The 22,587-nt window shown below is 70.9% G+C and carries 21 protein-coding genes and 1 pseudogene; 11 read left to right on the forward strand and 11 right to left on the reverse strand.

Annotated features, from left to right (window positions below; genetic code table 11):
- Positions 1 to 911 precede the first annotated feature (911 nt).
- The 3 genes from KGS77_RS14015 to KGS77_RS14025 all read right to left on the reverse strand — a co-directional run bounded on the left by KGS77_RS14015 (position 912) and on the right by KGS77_RS14025 (position 4,702).
- Complete coding sequence (locus tag KGS77_RS14015) at positions 912 to 1,184, reverse strand: hypothetical protein (RefSeq protein ID WP_242581407.1); 273 nt, start codon at positions 1,182 to 1,184, stop codon at positions 912 to 914.
- Positions 1,185 to 2,960: 1,776 nt separating this feature from the next.
- Positions 2,961 to 4,208: an XRE family transcriptional regulator gene (locus KGS77_RS14020; RefSeq protein WP_242581408.1), complete on the reverse strand. Its 1,248-nt coding sequence runs from the start codon at positions 4,206 to 4,208 to the stop codon at positions 2,961 to 2,963.
- A gap of 158 nt (positions 4,209 to 4,366) precedes the next feature.
- A complete protein-coding gene (locus KGS77_RS14025) occupies positions 4,367 to 4,702 on the reverse strand; it encodes a winged helix-turn-helix domain-containing protein (protein ID WP_242581409.1) in 336 nt (111 codons plus the stop codon).
- 401 nt (positions 4,703 to 5,103) lie between these two features.
- Between KGS77_RS14025 and KGS77_RS14030 the strand changes: the two genes are divergently transcribed.
- The 6 genes from KGS77_RS14030 to KGS77_RS14055 all read left to right on the forward strand — a co-directional run bounded on the left by KGS77_RS14030 (position 5,104) and on the right by KGS77_RS14055 (position 9,819).
- Complete coding sequence (locus tag KGS77_RS14030; protein WP_242581410.1) at positions 5,104 to 5,568, forward strand: XRE family transcriptional regulator; 465 nt, start codon at positions 5,104 to 5,106, stop codon at positions 5,566 to 5,568.
- Complete coding sequence (locus KGS77_RS14035; protein ID WP_242581411.1) at positions 5,565 to 5,879, forward strand: HNH endonuclease; 315 nt, start codon at positions 5,565 to 5,567, stop codon at positions 5,877 to 5,879. Before KGS77_RS14030 ends, KGS77_RS14035 begins: the two co-directional genes overlap by 4 nt.
- Before the next feature lie 2 nt (positions 5,880 to 5,881).
- Positions 5,882 to 6,301 carry a helix-turn-helix transcriptional regulator gene (locus KGS77_RS14040; protein WP_242581412.1) on the forward strand — a complete coding sequence of 140 codons (420 nt, stop codon included), beginning with the start codon at positions 5,882 to 5,884 and terminating at the stop codon, positions 6,299 to 6,301.
- A 267-nt stretch (positions 6,302 to 6,568) separates the two neighbouring features.
- Positions 6,569 to 8,239: a DNA primase family protein gene (locus KGS77_RS14045; protein ID WP_242581413.1), complete on the forward strand. Its 1,671-nt coding sequence runs from the start codon at positions 6,569 to 6,571 to the stop codon at positions 8,237 to 8,239.
- Between the two features lie 73 nt (positions 8,240 to 8,312).
- The gene (locus KGS77_RS14050) at positions 8,313 to 8,552 is read left to right on the forward strand and encodes a helix-turn-helix domain-containing protein (protein WP_242581414.1); all 240 of its coding nucleotides are present in this window, start codon (positions 8,313 to 8,315) and stop codon (positions 8,550 to 8,552) included.
- Between the two features lie 31 nt (positions 8,553 to 8,583).
- Positions 8,584 to 9,819 carry a tyrosine-type recombinase/integrase gene (locus KGS77_RS14055; RefSeq protein WP_242581415.1) on the forward strand — a complete coding sequence of 412 codons (1,236 nt, stop codon included), beginning with the start codon at positions 8,584 to 8,586 and terminating at the stop codon, positions 9,817 to 9,819.
- 78 nt (positions 9,820 to 9,897) lie between these two features.
- Here KGS77_RS14055 and KGS77_RS14060 read toward each other — a convergent pair whose 3' ends face one another.
- Positions 9,898 to 10,659: a phosphoglyceromutase gene (locus KGS77_RS14060; protein ID WP_242581416.1), complete on the reverse strand. Its 762-nt coding sequence runs from the start codon at positions 10,657 to 10,659 to the stop codon at positions 9,898 to 9,900.
- A 161-nt stretch (positions 10,660 to 10,820) separates the two neighbouring features.
- Here KGS77_RS14060 and KGS77_RS14065 point away from each other — a divergent pair.
- Together KGS77_RS14065 and KGS77_RS14070 are read left to right on the forward strand one after the other, a co-directional pair.
- A pseudogene (locus KGS77_RS14065) lies at positions 10,821 to 12,181 on the forward strand (MFS transporter).
- 201 nt (positions 12,182 to 12,382) lie between these two features.
- On the forward strand, positions 12,383 to 13,771 hold the full coding sequence (locus KGS77_RS14070; protein WP_242581417.1) for a hydrolase: 1,389 nt from the start codon (positions 12,383 to 12,385) through the stop codon (positions 13,769 to 13,771).
- Between the two features lie 69 nt (positions 13,772 to 13,840).
- On the opposite strand, the gene KGS77_RS14075 is transcribed toward KGS77_RS14070, so the two are convergent.
- From KGS77_RS14075 to KGS77_RS14085, 3 genes are all read right to left on the reverse strand, one after another.
- A complete protein-coding gene (locus KGS77_RS14075) occupies positions 13,841 to 14,272 on the reverse strand; it encodes a protein-tyrosine phosphatase family protein (RefSeq protein WP_242581418.1) in 432 nt (143 codons plus the stop codon).
- Positions 14,269 to 14,817: a YbjN domain-containing protein gene (locus tag KGS77_RS14080; protein WP_242581419.1), complete on the reverse strand. Its 549-nt coding sequence runs from the start codon at positions 14,815 to 14,817 to the stop codon at positions 14,269 to 14,271. The genes KGS77_RS14075 and KGS77_RS14080 overlap by 4 nt, the downstream gene beginning before the upstream one ends.
- 77 nt (positions 14,818 to 14,894) lie before the next feature.
- A complete protein-coding gene (locus KGS77_RS14085) occupies positions 14,895 to 16,319 on the reverse strand; it encodes a glycosyltransferase (RefSeq protein WP_242581420.1) in 1,425 nt (474 codons plus the stop codon).
- A 403-nt stretch (positions 16,320 to 16,722) separates the two neighbouring features.
- Between KGS77_RS14085 and KGS77_RS14090 the strand changes: the two genes are divergently transcribed.
- Both KGS77_RS14090 and KGS77_RS14095 read left to right on the forward strand, forming a co-directional pair.
- On the forward strand, positions 16,723 to 17,448 hold the full coding sequence (locus KGS77_RS14090) for a class I SAM-dependent methyltransferase (protein WP_242587464.1): 726 nt from the start codon (positions 16,723 to 16,725) through the stop codon (positions 17,446 to 17,448).
- Positions 17,449 to 17,559: 111 nt separating this feature from the next.
- Positions 17,560 to 17,778 carry a hypothetical protein gene (locus KGS77_RS14095; RefSeq protein WP_242581421.1) on the forward strand — a complete coding sequence of 73 codons (219 nt, stop codon included), beginning with the start codon at positions 17,560 to 17,562 and terminating at the stop codon, positions 17,776 to 17,778.
- Positions 17,779 to 17,857: 79 nt separating this feature from the next.
- Here KGS77_RS14095 and KGS77_RS14100 read toward each other — a convergent pair whose 3' ends face one another.
- A complete protein-coding gene (locus KGS77_RS14100; RefSeq protein WP_242581422.1) occupies positions 17,858 to 18,709 on the reverse strand; it encodes a helix-turn-helix domain-containing protein in 852 nt (283 codons plus the stop codon).
- Between the two features lie 199 nt (positions 18,710 to 18,908).
- Here KGS77_RS14100 and KGS77_RS14105 point away from each other — a divergent pair, with 199 nt between their 5' ends.
- Positions 18,909 to 19,916, forward strand: a complete 1,008-nt coding sequence (locus KGS77_RS14105; protein ID WP_242581424.1) for an aldo/keto reductase — start codon at positions 18,909 to 18,911, stop codon at positions 19,914 to 19,916.
- A 146-nt stretch (positions 19,917 to 20,062) separates the two neighbouring features.
- Here the strand turns inward: KGS77_RS14105 and KGS77_RS14110 are convergent, their stop codons facing one another.
- The 3 genes from KGS77_RS14110 to KGS77_RS14120 all read right to left on the reverse strand — a co-directional run bounded on the left by KGS77_RS14110 (position 20,063) and on the right by KGS77_RS14120 (position 22,377).
- Positions 20,063 to 20,485, reverse strand: coding sequence for an Hsp20/alpha crystallin family protein (locus tag KGS77_RS14110; protein ID WP_242587465.1), 423 nt, complete (start codon positions 20,483 to 20,485; stop codon positions 20,063 to 20,065).
- A gap of 186 nt (positions 20,486 to 20,671) precedes the next feature.
- On the reverse strand, positions 20,672 to 21,115 hold the full coding sequence (locus KGS77_RS14115) for an NUDIX hydrolase (protein ID WP_242587466.1): 444 nt from the start codon (positions 21,113 to 21,115) through the stop codon (positions 20,672 to 20,674).
- 77 nt (positions 21,116 to 21,192) lie between these two features.
- The gene (locus tag KGS77_RS14120) at positions 21,193 to 22,377 is read right to left on the reverse strand and encodes a CHAD domain-containing protein (protein WP_242587467.1); all 1,185 of its coding nucleotides are present in this window, start codon (positions 22,375 to 22,377) and stop codon (positions 21,193 to 21,195) included.
- Positions 22,378 to 22,587: the final 210 nt, after the last annotated feature.

The following is a 22,587-nucleotide window of genomic DNA, read 5'->3' on the forward strand; positions in this document are numbered from 1 at the left end:
CAGCGGCTGCCAGTGCGGCCCCGGCTGCTCGTGCGGCTGCCAGTCCGGCGGCCCCTGCCAGTGCGGCGGCGGTTGTAGCTGACCCCCAGGCAGACGGGCCCCGCCCGGCTCCGGCCGGGCGGGGCTCCGGTCACCGGAGCGCCGCACGTCGTGTAAGATCATCTACGTAATCCGGCGCACACACCGGAACCACGCGTCTGTGGTCCAAGGAAAGACGCCCGCCAGCCGGCGGGAAATGCAGGTGCAAGGCCTGCCGGGCGCTCCAGGGCGAAGGTCCCGTACTCCACGAGTACGGGACCTTTCGCATGCGCCACCACCGCGCCGCCGCCCCCGCTTCGGGACAAGCACCCGCGAAAAGGCCGGTCCCCTGCCCGCGCGAAGCCCGCGAACAGGGGATGCGAACCGCTCGGGCCTACTTCTTCTTGCCCTGGGTCTGGCGGGCCCGTTTTCCGCCCCTGGTCAACGGGCCACGCACCCCAACTGACCTGCGGCCGAACGGTCGTTGTTGGTCGTTGTCTGTCGTCGTTGGTCGTCCTCGGAGGGCCCAGAGAGGGCCCAGCGCGGGGCCCGATGAGTCGCTATCGTTAGCGGCACGTCCCGCTAACGTTAGGCGCTCTTCTTGCTGTTCGGCGGTTAGCGATGGAGAAGAGACCACGGCGGCGCGGGTGGGTGGTCTCTTCTGCTGTCGCGGCGGGAGAGCGCGGCCCGGGGGTGGCCCTTACGGCGGCCGTCGTACGCGCGCGGAGCGAGCCTGCCAAGGCTCGCTCGTCCGGAGAGCATTCATCGTTCCGCACTCGCAAGCCTATGACCTGCGCCGGAGACGGTTATGGCTGCCGCTCGCGATCAGGTGTGTCGGGCATGTGTCGCAGAGCGCCCGAAAGGCAGTCATGGGGCCCGCCGGCGCGCTCGGCTCACCGGCCACCCGCAGCCTCTCCGTTGTCTTCGTTGTCGGCGGGTTCGGGGACGGTGCCGGTCCCGTCGCATCGCTCGCACTGGATCGTATGCTCTGTGCCGCTGGAGTCCTTTACGGTCACCTGGCCGCCCTGGCAGCTTCCGCAGATGGGCACCGCATCCTCCCGCTCCCGTTCGCGTTCCTCCGCGAGGCGCTGAACCAGGTTCAGCAGCCGCCCGTACCGGCCGTCCTCCCGCAGCGCCGGAATCCACTGCGGATCGATCACACCCATGCCGTTCGCCCTCCGCGTGCCCATTGCTGTGCCCCCATCGTCCCGCCCGGCAGGCGGCCGTTCAACGCTCAGGGCGTCACGCTCTGTGCTTGTTGTCGCTTGTTGTCGCTTGTAGCGACAACAAGCTGAAGGGGGCCCGAACGCCTCTCAGGGGCCCTCTCAGGGGGTGCGGCTTGTTGTCGCTTGTAGCGACAACAAGCCGCAACAAGCAACACAGAGTGATGGCGGGTTGGGGTAGCAGGGAGAGTTCCCCGATCATCACCCTGGCCCATCTCCCTGCCTTGATCGGCGCGAACGACCGCCAGGGAGACAGGGACATCCGCGGTGACGGGCTCCGCGAAGGGCTCAGAATCGCGTTTTTCCTCCCCGTCGCCGTCCGTGCGGGTCGGGGTGGGAAGGGCATGAACGAGCGGCTACGCCGCACGATCCTTGGCGGGCTCGCTCCGCTCGCGCGCGACGGCCGCCGTACGGGCCGGGCGCCGCCGCGCGCTGCGGTGTACTGCTGTGGGAGCTGAGTTTTCCGAAAATGCCCGGCTCACCCGGCTCAGCCCGTCTCAATGCAGGTCAGAGGCATGGCCGGGGATCTCCGTTGCCCGGCTCATGCCCGGCTCAGACCCGGCTCACCCGGCTCAGACCGAAGAACGGCTCTTAAGGAGGGGGGCTCCGGTTGCCGCTGCGCGGCTGCCCGGTGCGCGGCGGCCACCGCGCGGCAGCGGCGACCAGGCCGCGGGCCGCCGCGCGGTGCGGGAGCACCAGGGCCAGGACGGCATTTCAGTGGGGGCGGAACTGCGCCGGCCAATCGCCGCACCACCTCGGAACCTGGGCGGACCTGCGTGACTGCCTCGTCGCGGGGCGTAGTGCCGCGCGGCGGTGGCCGGAGCCAAAGCGGCTGTAACACTGGGGGACGCCCCCGTGTTGCAGCCGTCTGTACGGGGGCCGCGCGCCGCCGCGCGCCTTCCGCGCACTTCCGCGCGCACCGCGCGGCGGTGGTAGGCCCTGCCGCGCGCCGCCGCGCGGTGCGTCTCGCCGTACCGTCCGGTGCCGCGCACCGTGATGTTCACCTGCACGCGCGGCACCACTCGCGTGTGGTGCTCGATGAGGAGCCGCACGGTGGCCGGTCGGCTCGGCCTGCGGGACAAGCAAGAAGGGCACCCGGGGCGGGCGGCGGGTGCCCTTCTTGCCACTGAAATGCCGTCCTGGCCCTGGTGCTCCCGCACCGCGCGGCGGCCCGCGGCCTGGTCGCCGCTGCCGCGCGGTGGCCGCCGCGCACCGGGCAGCCGCGCAGCGGCAACCGGAGCCCCCCTCCTTAAGAGCCGTTCTTCGGTCTGAGCCGGGTGAGCCGGGGTCTGAGCCGGGCATGAGCCGGGCAACGGAGATCCCCGGCCATGCCTCTGACCTGCATTGAGACGGGCTGAGCCGGGTGAGCCGGGCATTTTCGGAAAACTCAGCTCCCACAGCAGTACACCGCAGCGCGCGGCGGCGCCCGGCCCGTACGGCGGCCGTCGCGCGCGAGCGGAGCGAGCCCGCCAAAGATCCTGCGGCCGTAGGCCGCTCCTTCTATCGCTCTGCGTAGCCAGACCAGGGATGCCAGAGGGTGCTAGGTCTAGCAGCGCCTGCTGCTAGACCTAGCACCCTCGCTAGTACCCAAAACCGCCCACTGATCAGGCACCTAGCACCTAGCAGGCCAAGTACCAAGACCTCAGATTCCTGCTCAATCAGAGGTCTTGGGCTGGTTCAGCTCCCGCTGCGGGTCCACTCTCGATCAAATGCAGAGCGTCACTGTGCCATGAAGCCCGGTGCCTGCTTGGCCAAGTCGTGTAGGTGTGCAAGGTAGTCCTGAGCGGCAGGCTCGGAACTATAGCGTTTGCGCATCTCGGCGGCTAGTTCGCGACTCCACATAATGAGCGATGGCACCGACTGGCGCTCGCCTGTAAGGGCCCGTTCTCCCAAGATGAGCGCCTGTTCGAGATCGCCTTCACGCGCTGCTGTCACACCGAGCGTGACCCGTGCCTCGGCATTCCGCATGGGCGCACGCTCCGTGCCGTCGAAATCCGTATTGGCACGAAGCACTTCCTCGGCAAGAGTGCGGGCGAGCTTGTCTTCACCGACGAGGCGGTAACAGTCCATGGAGTAGTAGTCGAATTTTGCCGGGTCGACTACGAAATGGTTATCCAAGTTCTCGGGGTAAGGCATCCCTTCGAGCAGCCGCCGCCCCTTGTCGAGTGCGACTTCCACTTGGCGACGGTCACCGAGACGGGCCCAGGCTTTTGCTTCCTGCGCGGCGAGCTGTACGGCAACGCCGTGGTTCGCTGCCGACTCACTTCCCGCCTGTGCCGCCGCGATGACGCCGCGATAGTCGCCAGTCGTTAGGGCGAACCATGCCCGCATCTCGTGTGCCCACCCAGCGACTTCGGCGTGACCAGCTTCCGTCGCAATCGAGAGTGCAGCCTGCCGCGTCGACTCGGCGGCGTGCCGGTTTCCCATGTCGTATTCAACGCAGCCGACAAGGAGCGCTAGCCAGCCGGAGAGCGCCAATATCTCTCGGTGTTGGGTTAGCGTGAGGTTCTTCGAGCGGAGTTCGACAATCCTGCGCAGCCACTGACGCCCCTCGATGACCAGTGATTCACTGGGCATGTACCGATAGTCCGAACACAATCGATCCGTTGTGACGCGTAGGGCATCGAGCGTGGCATTGTCGACGTCCGAGTGATTGAGGCGGCTTACGATCTCCAGAGTTTCCATGCCGCTCGCAGCCAGGATCTCTTTGTCTCCATCCCGGTGTGACGGAGCGGGAAAGAATGCGTGCGTCACGGTTCCGAACGTTGCCGCGATAATCGGGCGGTAGAACTCATCCGGGCTGGAGCCAGCTTCCCACCGCTTCAGGTTCCGAAGCATGGTCTCGTCGCTCGGGAGCTCCCTTGGCGCATGCCCCCGCATCGCTCTGACCAAGTCACGCTGAGACATGTCACGCGCTTCGCGCTCGGCAATCATGCGTCGCGCCCACGCCGGCCGTTCGTCGCTCATGTGCCCTCCTCCGAATGCCTACTCCGAGTCTCCCCCGTCGACTGGGGGGACAGGGAAGGGGACAGCAAGGGGACAGGGGACGTGCCCCCTATGTCGCTTCATCGTCCCCGGGCTGTCACTTACGCAACAGCCACTGCGGCTCGCATGCTGAATGCAGATCACGCATCACCTCGTTCACAGCGGTCTTCGAGCGCTGCGAGTCGTTCAGTCAACGCCTGAACTTGGGAGCGGATTTCCTTGATGTCGTCATGCACGTCGCTGGTCAGGGCGGAGCCGTCACTGACGAAGTTGCCGAGGTTCCCGGCCGAGATGATCAGCCCCTCGGCCCGGAGCGCAGCCAACCCGTTCTGAATCGTCTGGCTCGCGAACCCGAATCTGTCTATCAACTCCCGCTGCGACGGGAGGCGTTCACCCGGCTTCATCTTCTTGATGTCCTCGCGGAGCGCGTCCGCGACCTGCACCGCTTTCGACTTGGGACCTCCTGTGACTGTCATGCCTTGAGGGTACCCACCACAGCGAACTAGCGCACAGCACCGCACGAGGGTTGCGCACCATAGCTGACTAGTTCACGCTAGTCAGCAAGCGGGCGTCTGATCCCAGGGCGTGAGGTCCGCAGAAGAGTCCTGGTAAACGCCAGGATGCAAGCAGGGAGCGGCCCTCCACCGCCAAGCAGATAGCCGCTCCCCTGACCCGAAAGGGGTGTCTCCATCATGCCTGGAATCACTACGGAACGGGCAACGAAGCAGGTCACGGCGTTGCGAGCAGCACGAGACGAGCGGGGCTGGAGCGTTGCGCAGCTTGCCGAAGCGCAGCGGGCACACGACGTGCGGCCAGCCGCCGTGGAGCGACGCGCCTCCTGCCGTGCCACACACAAGCGGGCTGCGGCGGTGGCGTCATGAGCATCATCGTCCCTGAGCGCAAGTGGACCGAGACGGCCGCCGGTTCGCAGGTGACCGTCACCGTTGAGGGCTCCGCCCCGGTGCAGCCGCAGCCGCAAGGACTGCGCGCGCCGGATACCCCGCTGGGCCGTGCCCGGCTGGCCCGTGGTTGGTCGCGCGAGCGCACTGTGCGGGCGCTGCTGGCGCTGGCCGACCACTGGGGATGGCAGGTGGCCACCGAGGACTCGCTGAAGGTGCAGTTGCACCGCTGGGAGCACCAGCGGGGTACGCCCTGCGAGACCTACCGCGTACTGCTGTGCGCCCTCTTCCGCGCCACCCCGGCCGCGCTGGGCTTCACCGACCGGCCCCAACCCGCCGCCACCCGCCAGGAGCTGGCGGCCCGGCTGGACGCGCTGGAGTCGATGGTCATGCGGCTGACCGCCGCCGTGACCGCCATAGGCACCGCGGAGGCGTCGGCGTGAGCCAGACCTACATGCCGCTGAATGCGGCCGGTCGCCGGGCCAGGCGTCGCACCCTGGCTCGGCGGGACGGGCACCAGTGCACGTACTGCCGTATCCCGTTCGCCGCCGACCTGCGCGACGCCACCATTGATCATGTCGTGCCGCTGCGCCTGTTCCACACCTGGCGGGTGGAGCACACCGTGCTGGCCTGCCGCCGTTGCAACACTCGCAAGAGCGACCGCCTGCCGCTGTCCATGGCGCTGCTGTTGTGCTGGACCGCCGCTGGTGAACGAATCGTGTCCGGGCTCAGCCCGGTAGGGGCGGAGTGGTGACCATGAGCGTGAAGACGAACCCCGACCGGATCGGCAACCCCTACTTGCGGGCCGCGCTCATCGAGGCCGGGCTCACGTACGAGGAACTGGCTGACCGGCTGCACATTGCCCCCAAGACCGTCGAACGCTGGGTGAACGAGCCCGGACGGCGCCCCTACGCCCGCCATGCCCACGCCGTCGCCCAGACGCTCGGCTGCGACGTGTGGAACCTGTGGCCCGCCCTGCGCCCGGCACTGCCCGAGCCCGCCGACACCGTGGCCGGTCCGCTGGTTGACATGGCCCGCCGCGCCCTGGAGCGCGCCGAAAGCCTCAACCTGGCTGCCGCTCAGCCCATCGAACTGGCGTTGATGGTAGGTGAGTTGACTGCCTGTCTGCGCGGTCTGGCCGGTCTGCACGAGACCGCGCCTGGGGAGACGGCATGAGCGGCACGCGACAGATCGGCTCTCAGCGGCGCCGCGTGCGCAGGGGACTGGCCCGGCTCGCGGCCGTCCGGGAGGCGGCCGTGAACACGGACCGATCGGGCGCACGGTCTACCCCTGAGTGGCGGGAATCGACCCCGGCTCCGGTCGTGAACACGCGCGCTCACGACGCGTTCCGCCGCTGCGTGTACCGGTCCGACCGTCCCGCCCCGCGCCGCGCCGCAGCACCCCCGGCCCGGTACACCCCCACGCTGAAGGGCGGGCCGTCGCGTGAGCACCCCCGGGCCCCTGGACGATGTGACGGACGGCCCCCGCCGCCCCGCCGCCGTTACGAAAAGCGAGACGCATACCCCCGCCCCCGACGCCACCCCTGCTCCCGTAGCGGCGGATGCCGAGGTGGTGCCCGCGCCGACCCACCCCATGGCCGTGGCCCGGCACCTGGCCCCGCAGTGGGAGGTCAACGGACTGCTGACGCTGCGGCACTGGCGCGGCAGTTGGATGCTCTGGCAGGGCTCGCACTGGCGGGAGCTGGATGACCAGCAGATGCGCACCAGCCTCTACCGGCAACTGGAGGATGCCGTGTACTGGTACCTGCCGCCGCGCCAGAGCGAACCGGAGCTGCGCGACTGGGCACCGACCGGGCGTAAGGTCGCCGACCTGATGCAGGCGATTGCGGCCGTCACGCACCTGCCGCCCACCATCGACCCCCCGTCGTGGATCGACCCGCCCGGCCACGTGCTCAGCCGCCAAGCCCCGCCTCCGGCGCTGCACACCGACCGGGGTCCGCTGGTGGCGTGCGCCAACGGCCTGCTGCGGGTCACCGACCGGGCCCTGATGGACCTCACCCCGGCGTTCTTCAACCTGATCTCCGTGCCGTTCGTCTACGACCCGCACGCCACCGCCCCCGCCTGGCTCGCCTTCTTGCGGCAGGTCTGGCCGGACAACCCCGAAGCCATCACCGCGTTGCAGGAGTGGTTCGGCTACGTGCTGTCCGGCCGCACCGACCAGCAGAAGATCCTGCTGATGGTCGGCCCGTCGCGCTCCGGCAAGGGCACCATCGCGCGCGTCCTGGCCCGCCTGGTCGGCACCGGCAATACCGCCGGGCCCACCCTGGCGGGCATGGCCAGCAACTTCGGCCTGTCGTCCCTGGTGGACAAGTCCCTGGCCATTGTCGCCGACGCGCGCCTGTCCGGCCGCGACTCCCATCAGGTGGTGGAACGCCTACTGACCATCTCCGGGGAGGACACCATCGATGTGGACCGCAAGTACCGGCAGGTGTGGACCGGGAAGATGCCCGCCCGCATCGTGATTCTGTCCAACGAACTGCCCAACTTCGGCGATCCCTCCGGCGTGATCGCGCGGCGCTTCATCGTGTTGAACATGACCGTTTCTTGGCTGGGCAAGGAAGACCCGCACCTGCTGGACAAGCTGCTGGCGGAGCTGCCGGGCATCTTCAACTGGGCACTGGACGGGCTGGACCGGCTGGAGGACACCGGGCGCCTGAGCGCACCGACCAGCTCTCAGGAAGCCGTCACGACCATGCAGGACACGGCGTCCCCCACGTCGGCGTTCCTGCGGGAGCGCTGCGATACCGGCCCGGACCGCTCGGTGCCCGTCGATGCCCTGTGGGCGGCCTGGCGCACTTGGGCAGACGATGCCGGGGTGCCCGTCGGCAGCAAGGCAGTCATGGGCCGCAACCTGCAATCCCTGGTCCCGCAGATGCGCCGCAGCAAACCCCGCGACCCCACCACCGACAAGCAGGTGCCCACCTACGTCGGCATCAGCCTGCAAACCGACCCGGCCGCCCCAAAGCGCCCGGAACCGCGCCTGACGCTCGTACAGCGCCCGCCCGAGCAACCGCCGCTGTGCACGGTGTGCGGCCAGCCCCTGGCCCCGACACGGCCAGGCCAGACCGAACACCCCTCCTGCGCCACCACCTGACCCCGCGGCCGGACCGGGCGGTGCACCCCGCCGCCCGGCCCCTGGCCCGCCGACACACCCCCTGGGAGACACCGTGACCGCACAACCGCACGGCGACCCGCGCGCCGCGCTCCGCTCCGGCCTGCCGGACCGCTACCTCACCCCGGAAGACCTTGTGGTGATGTTCAGCCTGCCGAGCGTGGAGACCGTCTACCAGTGGCGCCGCAAGCGCATCGGCCCGCCCGGCTTCCGCGTCGGCCGCTACCTCCGCTTCAACCCCGCCGCCGTACGGGCCTGGGAGGCCGAACGGACCGCCCTTACCGACGCGGCCTGACGCCTCCACCTACTGAAGGAAGGGGCCTGACATGGCAGGCAGCATCCAGGACCGTTGGTTCAAGACCGAGACCGACGCCGATGGCAAGACCATCCGAGTCAAAACCGACCGCCACGGCACCGGCCTGCGCTACAGGGCGCGCTACTTCGCGCCCGATGGAAAGCGAAAGTCCAAGTCGTTCGCCGACGGGCAGAAGCGCCTCGCCGAGCAGTGGCTCAGCAGCATCAGCGCAGATGTGGCTCGCGGCCAGTACATCGACCCGAACGCGGCCCGGACATCGTTCCAGGAGTTCGCGGGAAAGTGGCTGGCGAGCCAGAGTGGCGACCCGAACACCCGCGCGTCGATGGAATCGCAGCTCAAGCTGCACGCCTTCCCCCGCATCGGGGCGCGTCCGTTGGGCTCGTTCCAGCCGAGCCACATACGCGAGTTCGTGACACAGCTCGAAAGCTCCGGCATGTCTGGCTCGTACGCCCGCGTCATCTTCTCCAACGTGCGCGCCATCCTGAGCGCGGCCGTCGAAGACGGTTGCTTGCCCAGGAACCCATGCAACTCGCGCACGGTGACACTCCCGGAGATGGGCGCGCGGCGCGTGGTCCCGTGGCTGCCGGGACGGGTCTTCGCCATGCGCGCCGCCCTGGTCCAGCGGTTCCGGCCCATGGTGGATGTAGGCGCCGGGTGCGGTCTCAGGCAGGGCGAGATCCTCGGGCTTTCGGTCGAAGAGCTGGACTTCGACAACGCCACGATGCACGTCGTCCAGCAGCTCAAGCTGAGCCGCAGCAAGGCCGTATTCGCTCCGCCAAAAGGCGGCAAGCTGCGAGACGTGCCGCTTCCCGATCCCGTGGCGGACGCGCTGAAGGCGCATATGAAGCTCTTCCCGCCCGTTGAGATCACGCTGCCGTGGATGCGCGCCGGCGGTTCCCCGGTGACCAAGCGTCTGGTCTTCACCGGGCCCCTTGGCGGGCACGTCTGGCGTACGTCGCTGAATGAGGACCATTGGAAGCCCGCGCTCGCCACGGTCGGCGTCATCCCCAAGGCGAAGAGCCGTGAGCATGCCGCCGCGCGGGAGCATGGCATGCACGCCCTGAGGCACTTCTACGCCTCGGTCCTGCTGGACGCGGGAGAGAGCATCAAAGCTGTGAGTGAGTACCTGGGGCACTCCGACCCGGGGCTGACGCTGAAGGTGTACGCCCACCTGATGCCCAGCAGCCGCGACCGTGCGCGGAACGCTCTTGGCAAGGCTCTGCGGCCGGACGATCTCCAGCGCTGAGGGCCCACGGCGGGCCCAGAGCAAACGAAGGCCCCTGAACTGCACCACAAGTGCAGGTCAGGGGCATGATCGCTCTTCTTACTTCTTCTTGCCCTGGTTCTTCACTGCCTCGATGGCGGCCTTGGCGGCCTCGGGGTCGAGGTAGGTGCCCCCGGGGTTCAAGGGGTGGAGGTCGGCGTCCAGGTCGTAGGCGAGGGGGATGCCGGTGGGGATGTTCAGGCCGGCGATGTCCTTGTCGGAGATGCCGTCGAGGTGCTTGACCAGGGCGCGCAGGGAGTTGCCGTGGGCGGCGACCAGGACGGTGCGGCCGGTGAGGAGGTCCGGGACGATGCCGTCGAACCAGTACGGGAGCATGCGCGTGACGACGTCCTTGAGGCACTCCGTCTGCGGGCGCAGCTCCGGCGGGAGCGTGGCGTAGCGCGGGTCGGAGAACTGCGAGTACTCCGCATCGCGGTCCAGCGGGGGCGGCGGGGTGTCGTACGAGCGGCGCCAGAGCATGAACTGCTCCTCGCCGAACTCGGCGAGCGTCTGCGCCTTGTCCTTGCCCTGGAGCGCGCCGTAGTGGCGCTCGTTCAGGCGCCAGGTGCGGTGCACCGGGATCCAGTGGCGGTCGGCGGCCTCCAGGGCGAGCTGCGCGGTGCGGATGGCGCGCTTCTGGAGGGAGGTGTGTACGACGTCGGGGAGCAGGCCGGCGTCCTTGAGCAGCTCACCGCCGCGGACCGCCTCCTTCTCGCCCTTCTCGTTGAGGTTGACGTCCACCCAGCCGGTGAACAGGTTCTTCGCGTTCCACTCGCTCTCGCCGTGGCGGAGGAGGATCAGCTTGTACGGTGCGTCGGCCATGGCGTCGAGCGTAATCGAATTCCGGCCGCGGCTTCGCGCCGGGCCCGTCCGCGCCCGGGGCTCGGACGATTGACGGGAGCCGTCAATTGATTGGTACGGGTGATCCCCGCTATGTAGGTTGTGATCATTGATTGCGCCACTTACACAGCGGGGGATGCCCAATGCCGGCAGTTCGATTGAGACGTGCGCTCACCGAGAGCGTCTCGGGGCTTCCCCGGCAGTTCTGGTGGCTGTGGACCAGCACGCTGGTCAACCGGCTGGGCGCGTTCGTCGGCACGTACCTCGCCCTGTACCTGACCGTCCAGCGCGGCTACTCCGCCTCGTACGCGGGTCTGGTCGGCGCCCTGTACGGGCTCGGCGGCGTGGTCTCCTCGGTCGTCGCGGGTGTGCTGGCCGACCGGATCGGGCGGCGGCCCACCATGCTGATGGCCCAGCTCTCCACGGCCGCGTCGGTGGCGCTGCTGGGCTTCATGGAGGATCCGGTGGCCATCGCCGTGGTGGCGTGCTGGGTGGGCATGTCGGCCAGCGCCTCGCGCCCGGTGGTGCAGGCGATGATGGCGGACATCGTCGCCCCCAAGGACCGCGTACGGGCCTACGCGCTCAATTACTGGGCGCTGAACATGGGCTTCGCGATCTCCGCCTCGGCGGCCGGGCTGATCGCCGCCCACAGCTATCTCGCGCTGTTCGTGATCGAGTCCGTGATGGTCCTGGCCTGCGCCGTCGTGGTCTTCCTCAAGCTCCCCGAGTCGCGCCCGCAGGCCGTCCCGGCAGGCGCCCGCGGCGCCGAGGACCAGCGGGTGTCGATGCTGACGGTGATCCGTGACGGCCGCTTCATGACCGTGGTCGGCCTCGCCTTCCTGCTGGGGCTGATCTTCCAGCAGTCCTCGGTGGCCATGCCGGTGGCCATGGGCCGGGACGGCTTCTCCAGTACGGAGTTCGGGCTGGTGGCCGCCGTCAACGGGGTGATGATCGTGCTGCTCCAGATACCGGTCACCCGCTTCATCGAACACCGCAGCCCCGCCATGCTGCTCATCGGCTCGGCACTGCTGGCCGGCTGGGGCTTCGGCCTCACCGCCTTCGCCGGTTCGGTCGCCATGTACGCGCTCGCGGTCGCCGTCTGGACCCTCGGCGAGATCATCAACTCGCCCACCCAGATGGGCCTGGTGGTACGCCTCTCCCCACCCACGGCCGGGGCCGCTACCAGGGCATGTACTCCCTGTCGTGGTCGGTGGGCTCCCTGCTCGCGCCCCTGATCGCCGGGACGGTCATCGACCACTTCGGGACGGACACCCTGTGGGCCGCCTGCGCGGCCGTCGGCACGGTGACGGCTCTGGGATACGCGTTGCTGCTGCGCCGCCTCGGGCCGGACCGGCCCGCCACCGAGCCGGTCTCTCCCGACGAGGCTGCGGCTCGGATTCCGGCTCGGATTCCGGCTCAGGCGTCAGCTCCGGCGGAGTCCCGTACGGCCGGGGACAAGCCCCGTACGGCCGATGACGGTGCTCGTACGGGTTCCATGGCCTGACCGGCCCGCGACCACTCCACCCCCCGCGACCATTCCGCCCGCGACCACTGCACCCGGCCGGCGTTCGTGGTGGCCACACCCCGTATCCGGGGGCCCGCACGATCGTGTGCCGCGTACGGAGCCGGAAGGCTGGTCGTACGGAAGACCCGATCGACCGGGGATCTGCCGCACGAGCGTACGGCCGGCCGGACGGACAGATGGATGGAGTGGAGTGGTGTGGTGATGCAGTTCCACGAGCGCGATGGTTTTGGCGCGGACGGCAGACGTGGTGCACGGCGCCGGCGGATGACGGGCGTGGTGCTCGCGGTGTCGGCGGCCACCGTGGCCGCCACGGCCCCGGCCGTCGCCCAGCCCGAGAAGGACGTACCCGGCGTACAGCACGTACGGAAGGCGGCGCCGGCGGACACCGCGCAGCGCCTGGCCCGTCCGACGCTGCCCGCGCCCACCGGTCCGTACGCGGTGGGCACCACATCGCTCCACCTGGTCGACCACGGGCGCGCCGACCCCTGGCTGCCCTCCCGGCCGTACCGGGAGCTGATGGTCAGCGTGCGCTACCCGGCGCGGTCGGTCGCGGGGCACCCGCGCGCACCGCACATGCTGCCGGCTGAGGCGGCCGGGTTCGATGCGGTGAACAGCCTTCAGGACGTCCCCAAAGGCAGGGTGGACTGGGCGGCGACACGCAGCCACGCGCACCGGGACGCGCCGGTGCTGCGGCCCTTCGGCCGGCGGCTGCCCGTACTGCTGTACTCGCCCGGCGCCGGTGATCCGCGCTCGCTGGGCACCACGCTCGCCGACGACCTGGCCTCACGCGGATACGCCGTGGTGACCATCGACCACACGTACGACGCGACCGCGGTGGAGTTCCCGGGCGGACGGGTGGAGCGCACACGGCTGCCGGAGGAGGCCGTCAAGGCGAAGAAGGAGGGCCGGATGCCCGAGCTGCTGAAGAAGACGGTGGCGGTGGACGTGGCCGACACCCGCTTCGTACTGGACCAGGTCGAGGCACTCGCGGCCGGGCGCAACCCCGACGCCGGGCAGCGGCGGCTGCCGTCCGGGCTGCGCGGCGCGCTCGACCCGGGCCGGGTCGGGGCGTTCGGCCAGTCCGCCGGGGGCTTCACCGCGGCGCTGGCGATGCACGACGACCGCAGGATCAAGGCCGCGGCGAACATGGACGGCGTCATGGGCTACACCGAGGACGACCACGACCCGGCGAATCCGTCGACGGTGGCCACGGAAGGGGTGGACCGGCCGCTCCTGCTGATGGGCATGGAGGGCGACGACCACCACACGATGCCGTCCTGGGGCGGGGCGTGGCGCAACAGCACGGGCTGGCACCGGGATCTGACGCTGACCGGCTCGCGGCACGCCACCTTCACCGACGCCGGGTCGCTGGTACCGCAGATCGCCCGGCAGTTGGGGCTGCCCGCGAAGACCGTCACGGAAAACGTCGGGACGGTCGATCCGGGCCGGGCGCTGGCCGCGCAGCGGGCGTATATGGCGGCGTTCTTCGACCGGTGGCTGTGCGGCCGGGACAGCCATCTGCTGGACGGGCCCTCCGGCCGGTTCCCCGAAATGCGGTTCGTGTCGTGACAGCCGTGATGGTTGTGACAGCGGTGACAGCCGTGGCAGCGAGAGCCGTGGCAGAGGCGGGGTGCCGCGCTACGGCGTGAACCGCCGTACGTAGCGCCGCTGCCACGGGGTTTCCACGGCCTTGGGGTCGTAGTGCCGGCGTACGAACTCCACCGCGCGGTCCGCGGGCACCCCGTCCAGGACCGCTATGCAGGCCAGTGCCGTCCCGGTCCGGCCGCGGCCCCCGCCGCAAGCGACCTCCACCCGCTCGGTGGCGGCCCGGGACCACGCCTCGCCGAGTGCCTGCCGGGCCTCCGCGCGGTCCGCGGGCAGCCGGAAGTCCGGCCAGCGCAGCCAGTGGGCCTCCCACGGGACCTCCGGCGGACGTTTGCCGAGGAGGTGGACGGCGTACGTGGGCGCCGGTCCGGGCGGGAGCGGCCGGCGCAGCCCCCGGCCGCGCACCAGGCGCCCGGAGGGGAGCCGCAGGACTCCGGTGGCGGTCGGATCCCAGCTCCCGGTCATTCCTGCCCGCTCCCCGTCTCGTCCCCCGAATCATCCGCCTCCGTGGCCGCCGGACGCCGCGTCAGGTGCGCGAACGCCTCCAGGTTCCGCGTGGACTCCCCACGCGCCACCCGCCATTCGTACTCCTTGCGGATGGCACCGGCGAACCCCATCTCCAGAAGGGTGTTGAAGCTGCCGTCGGCGTTCTCCAGGACCGTACCGAGGATGCGGTCCAGCTCCTGCGGGGTGACGGCCGCCAGCGGCAGCTTGCCGACGAGGTAGATGTCACCGAGCTTGTCCAGGGCGTAACCGACGCCGTACAGCCGGGTGTTGCGCTCCAGCAGCCAGCGGTGCACGGCCTCGTGGTTCTCGTCCGGGCGGCGTACGACGAAGGCGTTGACGGACAGGGAGTGCTTGCCGACGATCAGCGAACACGTCGTGGAGAGCTTGCGGGTGCCGGGCAGCTTGACCACGTACGAGCCGTCCGCGGGCGACTCCCATGCGAGGCCGGCGTCGACGAGGGTCGACTCGATCACCTGTTGTGCGGCACGTGTGTCCTCAGCCATGCGGTGATCGTACGTGGTGCCTCGCCCCCCGGCCCGGCCTCAGCCGCCGGCACCGGTCTCAGCCGCCGGGACCGGCCTCAGCCGCGCGGCGAGCGCAGTCGGCGGCGCCGCTCCTGCATCGCCGCCGTGTAGACCTCGCCGGTCGCCGCCGCCGCGGTGTCCCAGCCGAAGTGCCGGGCGTGCCGGGCGGCGGCCGTGCCCATCCGCGCGGCGAGCGCGGGGTCGCGTACGAAGCGGCCGAGGACGCGGGCGTAGTCGGCCGGGTCGTGCCCGTCGACCAGGAAGCCGCTGACCCCGTCCCGTACGGCCACCGGCAGACCGCCCACCGCAGCCGCCACGACCGGCGTCCCGCACGCCTGGGCCTCGATCGCCACCAGCCCGAAGGACTCGCTGTAGGAGGGCATGACCAGGACGGACGCGGCCCGGTACCAGTCGGCGAGCTGGTCCTGCCCGACCGGCGGGCGGAACCGCACCACATCGGCGATGCCGAGCCGGGCGGCCAGCTTCTGCAGGCCCTCGGGCTTGGCCAGCCCGCTGCCGCTGGGCCCGCCGACCACCGGCACCACGATGCGGGAGCGCAGCGCGGGGTCCTCCTCCAGCAGGACGGCCACCGCGCGCAGCAGCACGTCGGGGGCCTTCAGCGGCTGGATGCGCCCGGCGAACAAGGGGATCAGCGCGTCCGCCGGCAGTCCGAGGCGAGCGCGGGCGGCGGCGCGGCTCGCGGCGCTGTCGAAGCTGTGGGAGCTGTGCGAGCCATCGGCACCGCCGGCCCCGTGGGCGCCGCCGTGCACCACGGGCCGGAACCGGTCGAGGTTGACGCCGGGGTGCACGACGGCGACGGCCTCGGGCGCGGCGTCGTAGTGCCGTACGAGTTCCGCCGCCTCCTCCTCGGTGTTCGCGATCAGGCGGTCGGCGGCCCGTACGATCTGCGTCTCCCCGATGACCCGGGCGGCGGGCTCGGGGGTGTCGCCCTCGGCCAGCGAGGCGTTCTTGACCTTCGCCATGGTGTGCATGGCGTGGACGAGCGGGACGCCCCAGCGCTCGGCGGCGAGCCAGCCGACGTGTCCGGAGAGCCAGTAGTGGGAGTGCACCAGGTCGTAGTAGCCGGGGCGGTGGCCCGCCCATTGCTGCATCACGCCGTGGGTGAAGGCACAGAGCTGGGCCGGCAGCTCCTCCTTGGCCAGCCCTTCGTACGGTCCGGCGTCCACATGCCGTACGAGCACGCCCGGCGCCAGCTCCACGGCGGGCGGCAGCGTGCCGGTGGTGGCCCGGGTGAAGATCTCCACCTCGATGTTGATGGCGGCGAGCTTCTTGGCCAGCTCGACGATGTAGACGTTCATGCCGCCGGCGTCGCCGGTTCCCGGCTGGTGCAGGGGGGAGGTGTGCACGCTCAGCATCGCCACCCGGCGCGGGCGGCGGGGGCCGCCGGGCCGGCGCAGCCGTGGCTGGCCGGAGGCCGGCCCGTGGGGACGGCCGCGGAGCCTGGTCACGTATTGGCTCACTGCGAGCTACCTCCTAGCCGGGACGGCGTGCGCCTCCGAAACCGCTGCAACAACGGGCCGGCCGCATCCATTTCCGTAGGCACCATCCTCTTCCGACTTTGCCAAAGCGTGATGTACGGGGGGCGAGGGCGCGAAGTGCGCGGACGTGGCCGGAGCCGGGACCGGAGCCGGGACCGGGACCGGGAGCCGCGGCAGAGCCGGTGTCCCCTGCCCGTACGGCCTGGAGAAACATCCGCACGTCCCGTACGCAGAGTTACGCATAGGCTCGAACCATGCCCCGCAGCTCCTCCCCCCTCCCCTCTTCCCCCTCTCCTCCTCTCCCCTCTCCTCCTTCACCGCGCCGGCCTCCCGGCCGCTCGGGAACGTGACCCGCGGGACCACCAACCCCAACCGCCTGCGCCGCATGGACCGCTGGATCGCCGCCGCGCACGGCCCCGAGCTGCGGCGCACCGCCGACCCGCTGGCCGTCGACCTCGGCTACGGCGCCGCGCCGTGGACCGCCGTGGAGCTGCTCGCCCGGCTGCGTACGGTCCGGCCGGACGCGGCCGTCGTCGGCGTCGAGATCGATCCGGCGCGGGTCGCGGCAGCCCGGCCGTACGAGCGCGAAGGGCTGCGCTTCGCGCACGGCGGCTTCGAGGTGCCGCTGCCGGACCGCCGCGCACCGGTCCTCATCCGGGCCGCGAACGTGCTGCGCCAGTACGACGAGGAGCAGGTCGCCGCCGTGTGGGAGCGGCTGTGCGCGCGGCTGGCGCCCGGCGGGCTACTGGTGGAGGGCACCTGTGACGAGATCGGACGGCGGCACGTATGGGTGGCGCTGGGGCCCGAGGGCCCGCGCACGGTGACCTTCGCGGCCCGCCTCGGCTCCCTGGAAACCCCCTCCGACCTGGCCGAACGCCTCCCCAAGGCACTGATCCACCGCAATGTGCCGGGTGAGCCCGTACACGCCTTCCTGCGGGACTTCGACCGCGCGTGGGCGGCAGCGGCACCGTACGGGGCACTGGGCGCCCGGCAGCGCTGGATCCGCTCGGTACGCTCCCTGGCCACGGACTGGCCCCTGGCGGGCGCCCGGCAGCGCTGGCGGCAGGGCGAGGTCACGGTCCGCTGGGAGGCACTGGCGCCCCGCCACTGACGTACATGCCGGGCAGGTTGGCTGGCGCCGGGGCAGGTTGGCGCGCGCGTGCCGGACAGGTTGGCGGGAGCCGGGCTTTCCCCGGACCTGAGCCCGCAGAACAGTGGGGCCATGGCCGAAGAATTCAGGGAACTGCACTGCGCGACGTGCGGGTCGCGGGAGGAGCACCGGGCGCTGGAGAGGCCCCGGGAGCGGCAGTGGCTGCGGGAGCAGACCGGGCGGGCTCCGGACGGGTACTGGATGTGCACCCGCCCCGGGTGCCGCAACATCCGTACGTACTGGGAGGACGAGCCCTTCGACCCACCGCTGCGGTTGCCGCATCTCGGCTGACCCGCCCCGGCGCCGCCCAGCCACCCGTCCCGCCCCAGCTCCTCACCTCAGCTCATTCCCCCCTCAGCTCATTCCCCCCTCAGACCCCACTCCCCACCGGCGCAGCCGGCCGTGCCAGCTCGCGCAGCCGCAGCGCCGTCGGCGAGTCGCGCGGCGCCGTGTACGTCACCAGCACCTGGTCCGGATCGCCCGGCAACCGGAGCGCCTGGAAGGTGATGAGGAGTTCGCCGACCTGCGGATGCAGGATGCGCTTGGTGCCGGACAGGCACTCGTGCACGGCCTGCGCCTCCCACACCCGCCGGAAGTCCGCGCTGCGTTCGCGCAGTTCACCGACCACCTCGCGGATGCGCGGGTCCTCGGGGTGGCGTCCGCTCTCGGCCCGCAGGTTGCCGACCGCCTCCTCCGCGATGCGCTCCCAGTCCGGGTGCAGCTCGCGTGCCCGCGGGTCGAGGAAGACCATCAGCGCGGAGTTCCGCCGGTCATCGGCGGTCCCTTCGAGGTCGAAGGCGATCCGTCCGCCCAGCGCGTTCCACGCCAGGACGTCCAGGCCGCGCCCCAGCACCATGGCGGGTACGCACGCGTCCATCGCGTCCAGGAGCTGACGGGTCTGGGGCCGTACGCGCCGGTCCGGCCCGGCCTCGTACCGCCGCCGGGGCGTCGTGACATTGCGCAGATACGTCACTTCACCGGCCGTCAGGCGTAGCGCCCGCGCGACGGAGTCGAGGACCGTGTCCGATATCGCCTGCGTGCGGCCCTGTTCGATGCGCGTGTAGTAGTCGACGCTGATGCCGGCGAGCTGCGCCACCTCCTCACGGCGCAGACCGCGCACCCGGCGGCGGTTGAGGCCGGCGGGCAGGCCCAGGTCGGCCGGGTCCAGTGCTGCCCGGCGCGCCTTCAGGAACGCCCCGATCTCCAGTTGACCATGCTTCATCGCACCAGTATGCGGGGCGCGTTCACGCAAGGTGGTTCCGGCAGACCCAGGTTGCAACGGGCCTGTTCGGGTCCCCGTACGGGTCGCAGAGTGGATGTCACGAAGCCACGAACGGCTACGGAGCGGGCGTCACCGGATCACCCGCTCGCAGGCGGAAGAACGCAGAAGAAACAGAAGAACGAGGACGGGGAGCAGTCTCATGCGGCGCAGGATTCTTGGCGGCACCGGCATATCGGTCAGCGAGTACGCGCTGGGCACGATGATGTTCGGTGCCTGGGGGAACCCGGACCACAAGGACGGCGCACGGATCGTGCACCGCGCGCTGGACGCGGGCATCAACCTCATCGACACCGCCGACGTGTACTCGGCCGGTGAGGCGGAGCAGATCGTCGGCAAGGCGCTCAAGGGGCGCCGCGAGGACGTCGTACTGGCCACGAAGTTCTTCAACCCGATGGGCCCGGACGCCAACAACGGCGGCAACTCGCGCCGTTGGATCATGCGGGCCGTGGAGGACAGCCTGCGGCGGCTGGGCACCGACCACATCGACCTCTACCAGGTGCACCGCCCGGACCCGGCCACCGACATCGACGAGACGCTCTCCGCGCTCTCCGACCTCGTACGGTCGGGAAAGGTACGCGCCGTGGGCACCTCCACCTTCCCCGCCGAGCAGATCGTCGAGGCGCAGTGGGTCGCCGAACGCCGCGGCCACGTCCGCTTCCGCACCGAGCAACCGCCGTACTCGCTGCTGACGCGCGGTGTGGAGGCCGCGGTGCTGCCGACCGCGCAGCGTTACGGGATGGGCGTGCTGACCTGGGGGCCGCTGAGCGCGGGATGGCTCTCCGGGCGCGATCTGTCCGTCAGCGGGCGGGCGGCTGTGGAGACGGCCAAGTTCGACCTGTCCGTTCCTGAGAACGTGCGCAAAGCGGCGGCGGTGCAGGAGCTGTCCAAGGTGGCGCAGGAGGCCGGGCTGCCCCTGCCGCACCTGGCGACCGCGTTCGTACGGTCCCACCCGGCGGTCACGTCCGTGATCGTCGGCCCGCGCACCATGGAGCAGCTCGACGGGCTCCTGGAGGGGGCGGAAGCCACGCTGAGCACGGAGGTGCTGGACCGGATCGACGAGATCGTGCCGCCGGGCGTGGACCTCAACCGCGCGGACAGCTACTACCTGGCCCCGGAACTGACGGACGCCGCGCTGCGCCGGCGATGAGGGGGCACGGGTGAGGTGACACGGGTGAGGTGACACAGATGCGGTGACGCAGATGCGGAGACACAGGTGAGGTGAGGCGGTGGGAAACGGCGGGGCCCGGCAGCCCGGGCCCCGGACATCACCGACCAGCCGCCGGAAGCGGTTGATCAGCCGCTGATCTGCTTCCGCGAGCTGCCGCCCGTGATCTGGATCTTGCGGGGCTTGGCCTGCTCGGCGACCGGTATCCGCAGCGTCACCACACCGTTCTCGTACGAGGCGTCGATGCGCTCGGTGTCGAGCGTCTCACCGAGGAAGAGCTGCCGGCTGAACTTGCCCGTGGGACGCTCGGCGGCGATCAGCTCGGCGCCTTCCGGTGCGGTCGAACGGCGCTCACCGCGCACGGTCAGCACATTGCGTTCGACATCGAGGTCGATGGTCTCCGGGTCGACGCCGGGAAGGTCGAAGTGCACCACGAAGTCGTCGCCCGACCGGTAGGCGTCCATCTGCATCGCCGCGGGACGCGCGGCCGTACCGAGCACCTGCTGCGTGAGCCGGTCGAACTCGCGGAAGGGGTCGGTGCGCATGAGCATCACGGGTCATCTCCTTTCGCCAGGCACTGGGTGCGATGCCCTACGCCTTCCGGTATAGCGCGACAAACTCACCTTGACAAGCCTCGACTCAATTTCATTCGCAACCATTCGCTCATAGGGTCCACGATCGAGACGAACCCGCAGGTCAGCGTCGTCGGCGGCGGCCCGGTGGTGACGTCCGGGTCGTTACGGGCGTCTATCGGGGAGGCGGAAGGCGTCGAGGAGGGCGTCGATCAGGGAGCGGTCGCGGTCGTGGGTGAGGCGGTTGCGAGCCGGGGCGGGCGGGAGCCACAGGAGGCGGTCGACCTCCGTGTTGGGGGAGAAGGCGCCGCCTGTCGCCTCGGCTGCCCAGTAGCGGACCTCTTTGGGGCGGCCGGCCACGACGTAATGGGCGGTGGGCAGCGGAGCGCCGGGGCGGCATCGCATGCCGGTTTCCTCGGCCACTTCCCGCACGGCTCCGTCCAGGGCGCTCTCGCCCCGCTTCAGTTTCCCTTTCGGGTGGGACCAGTCGTCGTATTTGGGCCGATGGACGAGGGCGATCTCCAGCTCGCCGTCGAGGGGCGAGCGCCGCCACAGTACGCATCCGGCCGCCCGGATCGGCCGCTCCGGCTTCTCCGCCGTCTCCGCCATGTCCTCGGTTCCCCTCACGACCCGCCCTCACCTCTCGCTCTCACCCTCACCTCTCGCCCTCGCCTCGCCTCTCACCCTCACCCTCGCTCTCGCGCGGCCCACAGGCGGCCGAAGGCGAAGCGGGCGGCCTCGACCTCGTGCCGCTGGTCGGCGTGCAGTACCCCCAGCGCGTACGCGGTGGCCGGCGCGATCCGGGGCGTACGGGCCGCCGCGGCGGCAGCGGCGGCGGCCTCGGCGGCGTCCCGGTGCCGTTCCAGTACCCGGCTCGCCTCCGCCAGCCGCGCGTCCACGTTCCCGGGCCGCAGCACTTCCTGCGCGTACCGGTTCAGCCGTACCAGCATCCGTACCTGGTGCCACGGCACGTCCTGCCGCTGGTCGGCGGCCAGCGCGTCCGCGTTGTACGGGTGCCCGGCGCGGGACAGCGGCAGTGCCGCCACCGCCTCCGTCAGCCTGCGGCAGGTCTGCTCGGCCGCCTCCGGCAGCACCTCACCGGCCGGCCGGTCCGCGGTGGCGGGCAGCAGCGGCACCTCCGAGGCGAGTACGGCCAGCGCGTCGGCGACGGCGTGGAAGCGGGAGGAGCCCAGGGCCTGGAGCGCCGCGGAGTGGGCGCGGGTACGGGCGAGGGTGAGCTGCCGGTCCAGCAGCGCACCGGCCCGCGCGGCCCCGGCCGCCAGCGCCTCGTCGGCCGGAGCGGCTTCCGTCTTTTGCAGCGTCGGTGCGGTGCCGGAAGGGGAGACGGGCACAGGTACGGGGACGGATACGGACGAGGGGACGGGTACCGGGCCGGGGCCGGGTGCCGGGCCGGAGCCCGAGACGTAACCAGGGCGTTGGGTGGTCGGCGTACCGCTTGCCGACGCACCGCCCGCCGGGGAGCCGCGGCCCGTACGTCCGGCCGGGCCGCTCCCCGCCGTCCGCCCGCCCCGGCCGGTGAGCCGCTGGAGGGCGCCCATCAGCCGCTCCAGGCGCACCCCGCACGCGTCCTCGCGGGCGAGGGTGGCCGACAGCCAGCCCAGTTCGCTCTGGAGGTGGTCCGCCCAGCTCTCCTCCACCAAAGGGCGGTAGGTGTGCAGGACGCCGCTGATACGGCGGGCCGCGCGGCGGAGCTGGCGGACCGCCTCGCCCGCCCCGTCCGCATCCGGGCCGCTCTCCCGGTGGAGCCGCAGGCTGCGCAGGAACTCCGTGGACTGGCGTTGCAGATAGCCGGCCAGTACCTCGCCCGCCGTCGCGTCCGCCATCACAGCCGCAGTCGTGCCGGCCGTCATGTCCGCCGTCGCCACGTCTCCGGGCGACAGGCTCCCTGCCGTAACGTTTCCTGGCACCACGACACCCCCGACCGTCCCATCCGTCCCATCCGTCCTGTCCGGCCCATCCGTCCCCATCCCCCTAGCCGACTCATTCGCCCCAGCAGACCCAGCAGACCCAGCAGATCCAGCAGGCCCAGCAGCCGCGTCCGCGACCGGCCGCGGATACCC

The sequence above is a fragment of the Streptomyces sp. MST-110588 genome, from assembly GCF_022695595.1.
Lineage (GTDB): Bacteria > Actinomycetota > Actinomycetes > Streptomycetales > Streptomycetaceae > Streptomyces.

What these genes read in the sequence shown, in the direction of transcription:
- KGS77_RS14015 (WP_242581407.1), bottom strand. Translation starts at nt 1,184, where the DNA reads ATGGGTGTGATCGATCCGCAGTGGATTCCGGCGCTGCGGGAGGACGGC.
- KGS77_RS14020 (WP_242581408.1), bottom strand. Translation starts at nt 4,208, where the DNA reads ATGAGCGACGAACGGCCGGCGTGGGCGCGACGCATGATTGCCGAGCGC.
- KGS77_RS14025 (WP_242581409.1), bottom strand. Translation starts at nt 4,702, where the DNA reads ATGACAGTCACAGGAGGTCCCAAGTCGAAAGCGGTGCAGGTCGCGGAC.
- KGS77_RS14030 (WP_242581410.1), top strand. Translation starts at nt 5,104, where the DNA reads ATGAGCATCATCGTCCCTGAGCGCAAGTGGACCGAGACGGCCGCCGGT.
- KGS77_RS14040 (WP_242581412.1), top strand. Translation starts at nt 5,882, where the DNA reads ATGAGCGTGAAGACGAACCCCGACCGGATCGGCAACCCCTACTTGCGG.
- KGS77_RS14055 (WP_242581415.1), top strand. Translation starts at nt 8,584, where the DNA reads ATGGCAGGCAGCATCCAGGACCGTTGGTTCAAGACCGAGACCGACGCC.
- KGS77_RS14060 (WP_242581416.1), bottom strand. Translation starts at nt 10,659, where the DNA reads ATGGCCGACGCACCGTACAAGCTGATCCTCCTCCGCCACGGCGAGAGC.
- KGS77_RS14070 (WP_242581417.1), top strand. Translation starts at nt 12,383, where the DNA reads ATGGAGTGGAGTGGTGTGGTGATGCAGTTCCACGAGCGCGATGGTTTT.
- KGS77_RS14075 (WP_242581418.1), bottom strand. Translation starts at nt 14,272, where the DNA reads ATGACCGGGAGCTGGGATCCGACCGCCACCGGAGTCCTGCGGCTCCCC.
- KGS77_RS14080 (WP_242581419.1), bottom strand. Translation starts at nt 14,817, where the DNA reads ATGGCTGAGGACACACGTGCCGCACAACAGGTGATCGAGTCGACCCTC.
- KGS77_RS14090 (WP_242587464.1), top strand. Translation starts at nt 16,723, where the DNA reads ATGGACCGCTGGATCGCCGCCGCGCACGGCCCCGAGCTGCGGCGCACC.
- KGS77_RS14095 (WP_242581421.1), top strand. Translation starts at nt 17,560, where the DNA reads ATGGCCGAAGAATTCAGGGAACTGCACTGCGCGACGTGCGGGTCGCGG.
- KGS77_RS14100 (WP_242581422.1), bottom strand. Translation starts at nt 18,709, where the DNA reads ATGAAGCATGGTCAACTGGAGATCGGGGCGTTCCTGAAGGCGCGCCGG.
- KGS77_RS14105 (WP_242581424.1), top strand. Translation starts at nt 18,909, where the DNA reads ATGCGGCGCAGGATTCTTGGCGGCACCGGCATATCGGTCAGCGAGTAC.
- KGS77_RS14110 (WP_242587465.1), bottom strand. Translation starts at nt 20,485, where the DNA reads ATGCTCATGCGCACCGACCCCTTCCGCGAGTTCGACCGGCTCACGCAG.
- KGS77_RS14115 (WP_242587466.1), bottom strand. Translation starts at nt 21,115, where the DNA reads ATGGCGGAGACGGCGGAGAAGCCGGAGCGGCCGATCCGGGCGGCCGGA.
- KGS77_RS14120 (WP_242587467.1), bottom strand. Translation starts at nt 22,377, where the DNA reads ATGACGGCCGGCACGACTGCGGCTGTGATGGCGGACGCGACGGCGGGC.